Source organism: Streptomyces sp. NPDC048504, assembly GCF_043200035.1.
In the GTDB taxonomy this organism is placed as follows: Bacteria; Actinomycetota; Actinomycetes; order Streptomycetales; family Streptomycetaceae; genus Streptomyces.
In genome coordinates this window covers 1-11,688 of the sequence record NZ_JBICXA010000028.1, presented here as the reverse complement: position 1 = coordinate 11,688, position 11,688 = coordinate 1, and the positions used below count along the sequence as shown (strand labels likewise).

The window sequence follows — 11,688 nt, the reverse complement described above, 5'->3', positions numbered from 1 at the left end:
CGCGGGGCAAGGGGTTGTTCGGGGGTGGGCGTGGGTTTGGGCCCCCGCCCCCCAAAGCATGCCGGCCCGGGGCATTTAACGCCAGCGGGGGGGGGGGGGGGCCCCCCCCCCGCGCCCCACCCCTTCTGCCTGTGTACGGCCGTACGACTACTGCTGCTCCTCCGGAGCCGGCTCCAGGTCGAACTCCCCGTCCCTGGCGCCCAGCACGAAGGCCGTCCACTCCGCCTCCGTGTACCGCAGCACGGTGTCGGGGTCGAGCGACGAGCGCATGGCCACCGCGCCGTCGGGCAGGTCGGCGATCTCGACGCGCTCCTCGTGGTCCTCCGTGCCCGGCGCGCTGCGCCACTCGACACCCGAGATGTCGAGGGCGTACAGCTCGTCCCGCTCCCGCTCCTTGCGTGCCTTGATCTCCTGCTCCGTCTCCGCCATGGCGAAGCGACCCCTTCCGGACGAACCGACGTGTTCCACGCTTCCGTCCATGGAAGGCTCGTTCCTTCCATGGACGGAAGTCACCCTAGTGGCCGTATCCGCCCCGGTCAGGGCCCTTCAGGGAGCTGGACCGAGGTGTCCCCCCAGGCTGGTACGCTGTGTAGCGGCCGTTTGTGTACGCACCCCCGGAGCTCACCGCTCTGGAGGCAGCGCCCAGCGGATCCCGCCTCCCGAGTCACGGAAGCTCCCCTGAGAAGTGGACCAGGGGCACTCGGTGGCACATCTCAGACTACGAGGAGTACGCGTGTCGCTCGACGCCGCTACGAAGAAGCAGCTCATCAGTGAGTTCGGCCAGAAGGAGGGCGACACCGGCTCCCCCGAGGTCCAGGTCGCCATGCTCTCGCGCCGTATCTCGGACCTGACCGAGCACCTCAAGACCCACAAGCACGACCACCACTCCCGTCGTGGTCTGCTGATCCTGGTCGGTCAGCGCCGTCGGCTGCTCCAGTACCTGGCCAAGAAGGACATCCAGCGCTTCCGTGCGCTGGTCGACCGCCTGGGCATCCGCCGCGGTGCGGCGGGCGCCAAGTAGGACGCCGTGAAGGGAGCGGTTCCCGAAACGATCGGGAGTCGCTCCCTTTGCCGTACGTGCGGATTGCCCGTACGTACGGAAACGTGCGGAGTGTCACTCACGCTTTGTAGTGTGGTAGCACAACGCAGGACGCACGACCCAGCATGACCTTGCACGACACCGCACGACCACGTGCGGCAGAGCACGACCACGAAGAGGAGAAGCGCGCCTCGCCGCCGCCGGTCCTCGGTAGTGGCCCCCGGGGATGAAGCCCCGGGTGCTTCGATCGAAGACCGGCCCGCACCAGACAGCGCTTCTCCGCCACCGTCCCCCCGCCACACGGGCGGGGAGGGACGAAAGACGACAAGTAACGGAGAAAACGCTAGTGGAGAACGAGACCCACTACGCCGAGGCCGTCATTGACAACGGCACTTTCGGCACCCGCACCATCCGCTTCGAGACGGGCCGCCTGGCCAAGCAGGCCGCCGGCTCCGCCGTCGCGTACCTGGACGACGACACCATGGTGCTGTCGGCCACCACCGCCTCCAAGAACCCCAAGGACCAGCTCGACTTCTTCCCCCTCACGGTCGACGTCGAGGAGCGGATGTACGCCGCCGGCAAGATCCCCGGCAGCTTCTTCCGCCGTGAGGGCCGTCCCTCCGAGGACGCGATCCTCACCTGCCGGCTGATCGACCGCCCGCTGCGCCCGTCCTTCAAGAAGGGCCTGCGCAACGAGATCCAGGTCGTCGCCACGATCATGGCCCTCAACCCCGACCACCTGTACGACGTCGTGGCGATCAACGCCGCCTCCGCGTCCACGCAGCTGGCCGGTCTGCCTTTCTCCGGCCCGGTCGGCGGCGTCCGCGTCGCGCTGATCAACGGCCAGTGGGTCGCGTTCCCGACGCACACCGAGCTTGAGGACGCCGTCTTCGACATGGTCGTCGCCGGTCGCGTCCTGGAGGACGGCGACGTCGCGATCATGATGGTCGAGGCCGAGGCCACCGAGAAGACCATCCAGCTGGTCGCGGGCGGCGCCGAGGCGCCCACCGAGGAGGTCGTCGCCTCCGGTCTGGACGCCGCGAAGCCCTTCATCAAGGTGCTCTGCAAGGCCCAGTCCGACCTCGCCGCGAAGGCCGCCAAGCCGACCGGCGAGTTCCCGATCTTCCTCGACTACCAGGACGACGTCCTGGAGGCCCTCACCGCCGCCGTCCGCCCGGAGCTCGCCTCCGCGCTGACCATTGCCGGCAAGCAGGACCGCGAGGCCGAGATCGACCGCGTCAAGACTCTCGCCGCCGAGAAGCTCCTCCCGGAGTTCGAGGGCCGCGAGAAGGAGATCTCCGCCGCGTACCGCTCGCTGACCAAGTCCCTGGTCCGTGAGCGCGTCATCAAGGAGAAGAAGCGCATCGACGGCCGCGGTGTCACCGACATCCGCACCCTGGCCGCCGAGGTCGAGGCCATCCCGCGCGTGCACGGTTCCGCGCTGTTCGAGCGTGGCGAGACCCAGATCCTGGGCGTCACCACCCTCAACATGCTCCGCATGGAGCAGCAGCTGGACACCCTCTCCCCGGTGACCCGCAAGCGCTACATGCACAACTACAACTTCCCGCCGTACTCCGTCGGCGAGACCGGCCGCGTCGGCTCCCCGAAGCGCCGCGAGATCGGCCACGGAGCGCTCGCCGAGCGCGCCCTGGTCCCGGTCCTGCCGACGCGCGAGGAGTTCCCCTACGCGATCCGTCAGGTGTCCGAGGCCCTCGGCTCGAACGGCTCGACGTCCATGGGCTCGGTCTGCGCCTCCACCATGTCGCTGCTGAACGCCGGTGTGCCCCTCAAGGCCCCCGTCGCCGGTATCGCCATGGGCCTGATCTCCCAGGAGATCAACGGCGAGACGCACTACGTCGCCCTCACCGACATCCTCGGTGCGGAGGACGCCTTCGGCGACATGGACTTCAAGGTCGCCGGCACCAAGGAGTTCGTGACCGCCCTCCAGCTCGACACCAAGCTGGACGGCATCCCCGCCTCCGTCCTGGCCGCCGCCCTCAAGCAGGCCCGTGACGCCCGCCTCCACATCCTCGACGTGATGATGGAAGCGATCGACACGCCGGACGAGATGTCTCCGAACGCCCCGCGGATCATCACCGTCAAGATCCCCGTGGACAAGATCGGCGAGGTCATCGGCCCGAAGGGCAAGATGATCAACCAGATCCAGGAGGACACCGGCGCCGAGATCACGATCGAGGACGACGGCACCATCTACATCGGTGCCCAGGTCGGCTCGCAGGCCGAGGCCGCCCGCGCCACGATCAACGGCATCGCCAACCCGACCATGCCGGAGGTCGGCGAGCGCTACCTGGGTACGGTCGTCAAGACCACCACCTTCGGCGCGTTCGTGTCGCTGCTCCCGGGCAAGGACGGTCTGCTGCACATCTCGCAGATCCGCAAGCTCGCCGGCGGCAAGCGCGTGGAGAACGTCGAGGACGTCGTCGGCGTGGGCCAGAAGGTCCAGGTCGAGATCGCCGAGATCGACTCCCGCGGCAAGCTCTCCCTGATCCCCGTCATCGAGGGTGAAGAGAACGCTGAGGACGACAAGAAGGACGACGACGACAAGTGACGTCGACCAGCACCACGACGACGGCCCGCACCTCCTCGGAGGCGCGGGCCGTCGCCCGTACCCAAACCCTCATCCAGGGCACCAACGGCATCGGCACGGTCCGCAAGACCACCCTCCCGGGCGGCCTGCGCATCGTCACCGAGACGCTGCCCTCGGTCCGCTCCGCGACCTTCGGCATCTGGGCACACGTGGGCTCCCGCGACGAGACACCGTCCCTGAACGGCGCCACGCACTACCTGGAGCACCTCCTCTTCAAGGGCACGCACAAGCGCAGCGCGCTGGACATCTCCTCCGCGATCGACGCGGTCGGCGGCGAGATGAACGCGTTCACGGCGAAGGAGTACACGTGCTACTACGCGCGCGTGCTCGACACCGACCTGCCGCTCGCCATCGACGTCGTCTGCGACATGCTGACCGGCTCCCTCATCCGTGAGGACGACGTCAACGTCGAGCGCGGCGCCATCCTCGAAGAGATCGCCATGACGGAGGACGACCCGGGCGACTGTGTGCACGACCTGTTCGCGCGCACGATGTTCGGCGACAACCCCCTCGGCCGCCCCGTCCTCGGCACGGTCGACACCGTCAATGCCCTCACCGCGGACCGCATCCGCCGCTTCTACAAGAAGCACTACGACCCGACCCACCTCGTGGTCGCGGCCGCCGGCAACATCGACCACGACAAGGTCGTACGACAGGTCCGCGCGGCCTTCGACAAGGCGGGCGCCTTCCGCACCCCCGAGGCGGCACCCATCGCCCCGCGCGACGGCCGGCGCGTGTTGCGCTCCACCGGCAAGGTCGAGCTGATCGGCCGCAAGAGCGAGCAGGCGCACGTCGTCCTCGGTATGCCGGGCCTGGCGCGCACCGACGAGCGCCGCTGGGCGCTGGGGGTCCTCAACACGGCCCTCGGCGGCGGCATGTCGTCCCGCCTCTTCCAGGAGGTCCGGGAGAAGCGCGGCCTGGCCTACAGCGTGTACTCGTACACGTCCGGCTTCGCCGACTGCGGCCTCTTCGGCGTCTACGCCGGCTGCCGGCCCTCGCAGGTCCACGACGTGCTCAAGCTCTGCCGCGACGAACTCGACCAGGTCGCCGAACACGGCCTGTCCGACGACGAGATCGGCCGCGCCGTCGGCCAGCTCCAGGGCTCCACCGTCCTGGGCCTCGAAGACACGGGCGCGCTGATGAACCGCATCGGCAAGAGCGAGTTGTGCTGGGGCGAGCAGATGTCCGTCGACGACATGCTGGCCCGGATCGCGTCGGTCACCCCGGACGAGGTCCGTGAGGTCGCCCGCGAGATCCTGGGACAGCGGCCCTCGCTGTCGGTCATCGGCCCGCTCAAGGACAAGCAGGCGGCCCGACTGCACGACGCCGTCGCTTAACACCCGCCTTCGGAATCCGTATCCGGTAAGGAAGCAAGAACGATGAGCAAGCTGCGCGTGGCGGTCCTCGGTGCCAAGGGCCGGATCGGCGCCGAGGCGGTACGAGCCGTCGAGGCCGCCGAGGACATGGAACTGGTGGCAGCCCTGGGCCGGGGCGACTCCCTGGAGGCGCTCACGCCTTCAGGCGCCCAGGTCGCGGTCGAACTGACCACGCCCGCCTCGGTGATGGACAACCTCGACTTCTGCGTACGGCACGGTATCCACGCGGTCGTCGGCACGACGGGCTGGACCGACGAACGCCTCGCGCGGCTGACCGGCTGGCTGGACGCCTCCCCGGAGACGGGCGTCCTCATCGCGCCCAACTTCTCCATCGGCGCCGTACTGACCATGAAGTTCGCGCAGATCGCCGCGCCCTACTTCGAGTCGGTCGAGGTCATCGAACTGCACCACCCGAACAAGGTGGACGCCCCGAGCGGTACGGCCACGCGGACGGCCCAGCTCATCGCCGAGGCGCGCGCGAAGGCCGGCTCGACTCCGGCGCCGGACGCGACGACCACGGCCCTGGACGGGGCGCGCGGTGCGAACGTCGACGGCATCCCCGTCCACTCTGTCCGCCTACGCGGCCTGCTGGCCCACCAGGAGGTCCTGCTCGGCGGCGAGGGCGAGACGCTGACCGTCCGCCACGACTCGCTCCACCACAGCAGCTTCATGCCGGGCATCCTGCTCGGCGCCCGCCGTGTGGTGACGACCCCGGGCCTCACCTTCGGCCTGGAGCACTTCCTGGACCTGGGCTGACATGCGCGCCAAACTCACCTACGCCGTCACGGCCGCCGTCCTGGTCTTCTACTTCGTCCTGGTCGGCAGCCGCGGCGTCATGCTCATACAGTCGGGCACGGTCATCACGGTCACCTTCGGGATCGCCGTCCTGATCCTGCCGGTGATCGGCATCTGGTTCCTCTGGAAGAACACCCAGTTCGTCCGCAACGCCAACAAGCTCGCCGCCGAACTCGACGCCGAAGGCGGCCTGCCCGTCGACGAGTTGAGGCGCACCGCCGGCGGCCGCATCGACCGCGACTCCGCCGACGAGGTCTTCGCCAAACGCAAGGCCGAGACGGAGGCGGCCCCCGACGACTGGCGCAGCTGGTTCCGTCTCGCCGTCGCCTACCACGACGCCCGCGACACCCCGCGCGCCCGCAAGGCGATGCAGCGCGCGATCGCCCTGCACGACGGCCGCCCCGTCCAGGCCTGACCCGTAAGGACGACACCCAGCCGCACGCCGAAGGGGCCGACCCGCACTCACTGCGGACGGGCCCTTCGGCTTACGGCTGCTCGGCTTACGGCTGCTGTCGGGCGGTCAGCTCCGCCGGTACTCGTCGGACCACACCTCGACCGAGTCCGCGGCCCGGTCGAAGGAGGAGGCCCGCGCCACGAAGTCGATGTCGTGCGTGGTCAGCAGGGCGGTCACGTCCTCCGGAGCACGGTCCTTGCGTACGAGGACCAGCGCCTGCCCCTGCACCGTGCGCGGCAGTCCGAGCCAGCGCACCGGCTGCTGCACCGTGCGCACGGCGACGACCCGGTCCCACCGCACCGTGAGGGTCAAGAGGAACCGCACCCGGCGCAGCCCGCGCGCGCTCACCCACACGCCCATGCGCAGCAGCCGCAGGGCACAGAGGATGACGGCCAGCGCGATGCCGAGGATCACCGCGGCCTCGGACCGCGAGCCGGTCAACGCGATGATGACCGCGGCGAACAGCACGTACGACGCGAGCAGCAGCACGAGCGCCGCCACCGCCACCCGCCACGGTCCGGGCCGGTAGGGGCGCCGCCAGCGGTCGCGGTCGTCGAACGGCAGCGCGAGCTCGTCCGCGGCCTCGAATGCGCGGTCGGCCGTAAGGAAGGGCAGGGGCACGGCTGGTGTCCTCACTGAATCCATGCGTGGGCTGTGCCCGGTGAGGCTATCCGGCCGTGTTCCCGCTCACCACCGTTGGGGGTCCGGATGAGTCATGGTCAGCTGTACGGCTGCGCGCCAGGTCAGCGATTGTCGGCGGCCTGGGACTGCTGGTTCTGTGTCGAGAGGTTGTCCTGGGACAGCGCCGGCATCCCGAGGACCAGGGAGCCCACGATTCCGGCGATGATGGTGAGGCCCAGGAGCCAACGCCCGGCTATCTGACCGGCGGACGCACGCTCACGCGGCGGCGGGGTGACATTGCTGCGGAAGCGGTCGGTCTCGGCGATGAAGGCGAACGGAACGGGTTCGCGCCGACGGAACATCGGTGGTGCTTCTCCCCTCTGGGGTCGAATCGGGATCGAACGGGTGGCTCTCACCAAGACAGACGAGCGAACGCCCCAATTGGTGCCCTGTTTCACCGAATTCGCAGAAGTTCGCCAATGAATGTCGCGGCACGGCACCGAACGCCCCGATGTCAGTGCCGGGCCGTAGAGTGGGCGCCGCCCGAGAGACGTGATGGAAGGACCCGCCGAGCCGTGACCGACACCCCCGCCGACGAACTCAAGCCCAGCTTCCGCAGTGACGTGACCGTCGAGCTGGTCAAGCACACCGCGTCCGACGCGGACGTGCTCTTCGCCGCCCGCGTCTCGACGATCGGCGAGCAGTCCCTGGACGAGATGGGCAAGGACCCCGAGCGCTCCAAGGGCCTGATCAACTTCCTGATGCGGGACCGGCACGGCAGCCCCTTCGAGCACAACTCGATGACGTTCTTCATCAGCGCCCCGATCCTCGTCTTCCGCGAGTTCATGCGGCACCGGGTGGGCTGGTCGTACAACGAGGAATCGGGAAGGTACCGGGAGCTCCAGCCGGTCTTCTACGTCCCCGGGGAGTCCCGCAAGCTGGTCCAGGAGGGCCGCCCGGGCAAGTACGTCTTCGTGGAGGGCACCGCGGCCCAGCAGGAGCTGGTCGGCCGCGCCATGGAGGACTCGTACCGCCAGTCGTACGAGGCGTACCAGGAGATGCTCGCCGCCGGCGTCGCCCGCGAAGTCGCCCGTGCCGTCCTCCCCGTAGGCCTCTTCTCCTCGATGTACGCCACGTGCAACGCACGCTCGCTGATGCACTTCCTCGGACTGCGCACCCAGCACGAGCTGGCGAAGGTCCCGTCCTTCCCGCAGCGGGAGATCGAGATGGTCGGCGAGAAGATGGAGGAGCAGTGGGCCAAGCTCATGCCGCTCACCTACGCCGCCTTCAATGCCAACGGCCGTGTCGCCCCGTAGCGCACCTCTGTTTGCCGATCGGGCACACATGTACGGATGGGCCGTGTGAAGTGTCCGTATTGCGGCATTTAGAGAAGTTCATCTAGCCTGATCAAACGGACCCGGCACTGCTTGAACCCCCGAGCAGGCAGTGCCGGGCTCCATATTTGTCACGACTTGTCGCCTGCCCCTAAGGCAGACCCCGCATTGAGCAGCGAGTAGCGTGTTACCCATGGCTCCGACCTCCACTCCGCAGACCCCCTTCGGGCGGGTCCTCACCGCCATGGTCACGCCGTTCACGGCGGACGGCGCACTCGACCTCGACGGCGCTCAGCGGCTCGCTACCCACCTGGTGGACGCAGGCAACGACGGCCTGATCATCAACGGCACCACCGGTGAGTCCCCGACCACCAGCGACGCGGAGAAAGCGGATCTCGTACGAGCCGTACTGGAAGCGGTCGGAGACCGCGCCCACGTCATCGCCGGCGTCGGCACGAACGACACCCACCACAGCGTCGAACTCGCCCGCGCGGCCGAACACACCGGCGCGCACGGCCTGCTCGTCGTCACGCCGTACTACAACAAGCCCCCGCAGGAGGGCCTCTACCGGCACTTCACGGCCGTGGCCGACGCCGCCGAACTGCCGGTCATGCTCTACGACATCCCCGGCCGCAGCGGCGTCCCGATCGGCACCGACACACTGGTCCGACTCGCCGAGCACCCGCGGATCGTCGCCAACAAGGACGCCAAGGGCGACCTCGGCCGCGCCAGCTGGGCCATCGCCCGGACCGACCTGGCCTGGTACTCCGGCGACGACATGCTGAACCTGCCGCTGCTCTCCGTGGGCGCGGTCGGCTTCGTCTCGGTCGTCGGCCATGTGGTCACACCCGAACTGCGCACCCTGGTGGAGGCGTACGTCTCCGGTGACGTCCAGAAGGCCACCGAGATCCACCAGAAGCTGCTCCCCGTCTACACCGGCATGTTCCGCACCCAAGGCGTCATGACCACCAAGGCCGCGCTCACCCTCCAGGGACTGCCCGCCGGACCGCTGCGCTCACCGATGGTCGAGTGCTCGCCCGAGGAGATCGCCCAGCTCAAGATCGATCTTGCCGCCGGCGGGGTACAGCTCTGACAACGGACTTCACAACTCAATACGCGGGGCTTCGGCGCCCGCACCCCACATCCGATAACTGCATTTGCACGAACGTCATGCGCGCCACGTGCCCACAGGTACGTGGCGCGCATGGGTAGGAGAGTCTTTTGAGTCATCCGCATCCTGAACTCGCCCCGCCGCCCAAGCTCCCCGAAGGCGGCCTGAGGGTCACCCCACTCGGCGGCCTCGGGGAAATCGGCCGGAACATGACGGTCTTCGAATACGGCGGCCGTCTGCTCATCGTCGACTGCGGCGTGCTCTTCCCCGAGGAGGAGCAGCCCGGAATCGACCTGATCCTGCCGGACTTCACGTCCATCAGGGACCGCCTCGACGACATCGACGGCATCGTCCTCACGCACGGCCACGAGGACCACATCGGTGGTGTCCCGTATCTCCTTCGCGAGAAGGCGGACATCCCGCTGATCGGCTCCAAGCTGACCCTCGCGCTCATCGAGGCGAAGCTCCAGGAACACCGCATCCGGCCGTACACGCTGGAGGTCGCCGAGGGGCACCGCGAGCGCATCGGCCCCTTCGACTGCGAGTTCGTCGCGGTCAACCACTCGATCCCGGACGCGCTCGCGGTCGCCATCCGCACCCCCGCGGGCATGGTCGTCCACACCGGCGACTTCAAGATGGACCAGCTCCCGCTGGACGGCCGGCTGACAGATCTACACGCGTTCGCACGGCTGAGCGAGGAGGGCATCGACCTGCTCCTCGCCGACTCGACGAACGCCGAGGTCCCGGGTTTCGTCCCGCCCGAGCGCGACATCTCGAACGTCCTGCGACAGGTCTTCGGCGGCGCGCGCAAGCGCATCATCGTGGCGAGCTTCGCCAGCCACGTCCACCGCATCCAGCAGATCCTGGACACGGCCCACGAGTACGGCCGCAGGGTCGCCTTCGTCGGCCGCTCGATGGTCCGCAACATGGGCATCGCCCGAGACCTCGGCTATCTCAAGGTCCCGCCGGGCTTGGTCGTGGACGTCAAGACGCTCGACGACCTCCCGGACAGTCAGGTCGTTCTGGTCTGCACGGGCTCGCAGGGCGAACCGATGGCCGCCCTGTCCCGCATGGCCAACCGGGACCACCAGATCCGCATCGTCGCGGGCGACACGGTGATCCTGGCTTCGTCGCTCATCCCGGGCAACGAGAACGCGGTCTACCGGGTCATCAACGGCCTCACCCGCTGGGGCGCCAACGTCGTCCACAAGGGCAACGCCAAGGTCCACGTCTCCGGACACGCTTCGGCCGGCGAGCTGCTGTACTTCTACAACATCTGCCGGCCGAAGAACCTGATGCCGGTCCACGGCGAATGGCGTCACCTACGGGCCAACGCCGAACTGGGCGCCATGACAGGCGTCCCGCACGACCGCATCGTCATCGCCGAGGACGGCGTGGTCGTCGACCTCATCGAGGGCAAGGCCAAGATCTCGGGCAAGGTCCAGGCGGGTTACGTCTACGTCGACGGCCTCTCGGTCGGCGATGTCGGCGAGCCCGCGCTGAAGGACCGCAGGATCCTGGGCGACGAGGGCATCATCTCGGTCTTCGTCGTCGTGGACTCGTCCACCGGCAAGATCACGGGCGGCCCGCACATCCAGGCCCGCGGCTCGGGCATCGAGGACTCTGCCTTCGTGGACGTGGTCCCGAGGATCACGGAGGTCCTTGAGCGCTCGGCCCAGGACGGCGTGGTGGAACCCCACCAGCTGCAGCAACTGATCCGCCGCACGCTGGGCAAGTGGGTCTCCGACAACTATCGGCGCAGGCCGATGATCCTCCCGGTCGTCGTGGAGGTCTGACCGTCGTACGACCCCTCGTACGCGTGAACCTGGAGCGGGGGGGGGGGGGGGGGGGGGGGGGGGGGGGGGGGGGGGGGGGGGGGGGGGGGGGGGGCGGGGTGGGGGGGGGGGCCCGCGCCCGCCCGCCCCACCCCCCCCCCCCCCCCCCCCCCCCCCCCCCCCCCCCCCCCCCGCCCCCCCCCCCCCCCCCCCCCCCCCCCCCCCCCCCCGCGCCCCCGCCCCCCCCCCCCCCCCCCCCCCCCCCCCCGCTCCAGTACGTTTACGGCTCCGCCTGAGGGGGAACCCGGACACTTCGCGTGTACGGGAGCCACTCCCGAAGGGCCGGAAAATCCGACTCAGAACTTCTGATAAAGTCGGAACCGCCGGAAAGGGAAACGCGGAAGCGGAAACCTGGAAAGCACCGAGGAAATCGGAGCCGGAAACGGTCTGATAGAGTCGGAAACGCAAGACCGAAGGGAAAAGCCCGGAGGAAAGCCCGAGAGGGTGAGTACAAAGGAAGCGTCCGTTCCTTGAGAACTCAACAGCGTGCCAAAAATCAACGCCAGGTATGTTGA

At 68.8% G+C, this 11,688-nt stretch carries 11 protein-coding genes; 8 read left to right on the top strand and 3 right to left on the bottom strand.

Annotation, left to right across the window (positions count from 1 at the left end):
* Nucleotides 1–147: 147 nt before the first annotated feature.
* Nucleotides 148–429 carry a DUF397 domain-containing protein gene (locus tag ACGFY9_RS46290; protein WP_328678178.1) on the bottom strand — a complete coding sequence of 94 codons (282 nt, stop codon included), beginning with the start codon at nucleotides 427–429 and terminating at the stop codon, nucleotides 148–150.
* A gap of 304 nt (nucleotides 430–733) precedes the next feature.
* On the opposite strand from ACGFY9_RS46290, the gene rpsO reads away from it, so the two are divergent.
* The 5 genes from rpsO (at nucleotide 734) to ACGFY9_RS46265 (ending at nucleotide 6,233) form a co-directional block, all read left to right on the top strand.
* Entirely contained in the window at nucleotides 734–1,021 is a 288-nt protein-coding gene (gene rpsO, locus ACGFY9_RS46285; protein ID WP_019064787.1) for a 30S ribosomal protein S15, read from the top strand.
* A gap of 364 nt (nucleotides 1,022–1,385) precedes the next feature.
* The gene (locus ACGFY9_RS46280; RefSeq protein WP_393764780.1) at nucleotides 1,386–3,608 is read left to right on the top strand and encodes a polyribonucleotide nucleotidyltransferase; all 2,223 of its coding nucleotides are present in this window, start codon (nucleotides 1,386–1,388) and stop codon (nucleotides 3,606–3,608) included.
* Nucleotides 3,605–4,984 (top strand): M16 family metallopeptidase, encoded by a 1,380-nt coding sequence (locus tag ACGFY9_RS46275; protein ID WP_393764778.1) that lies wholly within the window; start codon nucleotides 3,605–3,607, stop codon nucleotides 4,982–4,984. Before ACGFY9_RS46280 ends, ACGFY9_RS46275 begins: the two co-directional genes overlap by 4 nt.
* Before the next feature lie 42 nt (nucleotides 4,985–5,026).
* Nucleotides 5,027–5,779, top strand: a complete 753-nt coding sequence (dapB, locus tag ACGFY9_RS46270; RefSeq protein WP_393764776.1) for a 4-hydroxy-tetrahydrodipicolinate reductase — start codon at nucleotides 5,027–5,029, stop codon at nucleotides 5,777–5,779.
* A 1-nt stretch (nucleotide 5,780) separates the two neighbouring features.
* Nucleotides 5,781–6,233 (top strand): hypothetical protein, encoded by a 453-nt coding sequence (locus tag ACGFY9_RS46265; protein ID WP_393764774.1) that lies wholly within the window; start codon nucleotides 5,781–5,783, stop codon nucleotides 6,231–6,233.
* A 105-nt stretch (nucleotides 6,234–6,338) separates the two neighbouring features.
* Here ACGFY9_RS46265 and ACGFY9_RS46260 read toward each other — a convergent pair whose 3' ends face one another.
* Both ACGFY9_RS46260 and ACGFY9_RS46255 read right to left on the bottom strand, forming a co-directional pair.
* Nucleotides 6,339–6,893 carry a hypothetical protein gene (locus ACGFY9_RS46260; RefSeq protein ID WP_393764772.1) on the bottom strand — a complete coding sequence of 185 codons (555 nt, stop codon included), beginning with the start codon at nucleotides 6,891–6,893 and terminating at the stop codon, nucleotides 6,339–6,341.
* 122 nt (nucleotides 6,894–7,015) lie between these two features.
* On the bottom strand, nucleotides 7,016–7,255 hold the full coding sequence (locus tag ACGFY9_RS46255) for a hypothetical protein (protein WP_393764770.1): 240 nt from the start codon (nucleotides 7,253–7,255) through the stop codon (nucleotides 7,016–7,018).
* Between the two features lie 213 nt (nucleotides 7,256–7,468).
* Between ACGFY9_RS46255 and thyX the strand changes: the two genes are divergently transcribed.
* From thyX to ACGFY9_RS46240, 3 genes are all read left to right on the top strand, one after another.
* Nucleotides 7,469–8,209 (top strand): FAD-dependent thymidylate synthase, encoded by a 741-nt coding sequence (gene thyX / locus ACGFY9_RS46250; protein ID WP_393764768.1) that lies wholly within the window; start codon nucleotides 7,469–7,471, stop codon nucleotides 8,207–8,209.
* 211 nt (nucleotides 8,210–8,420) lie between these two features.
* Nucleotides 8,421–9,320, top strand: coding sequence for a 4-hydroxy-tetrahydrodipicolinate synthase (gene dapA / locus ACGFY9_RS46245; RefSeq protein ID WP_393764766.1), 900 nt, complete (start codon nucleotides 8,421–8,423; stop codon nucleotides 9,318–9,320).
* A 128-nt stretch (nucleotides 9,321–9,448) separates the two neighbouring features.
* A complete protein-coding gene (locus tag ACGFY9_RS46240; protein WP_393764764.1) occupies nucleotides 9,449–11,134 on the top strand; it encodes a ribonuclease J in 1,686 nt (561 codons plus the stop codon).
* Nucleotides 11,135–11,688: the final 554 nt, after the last annotated feature.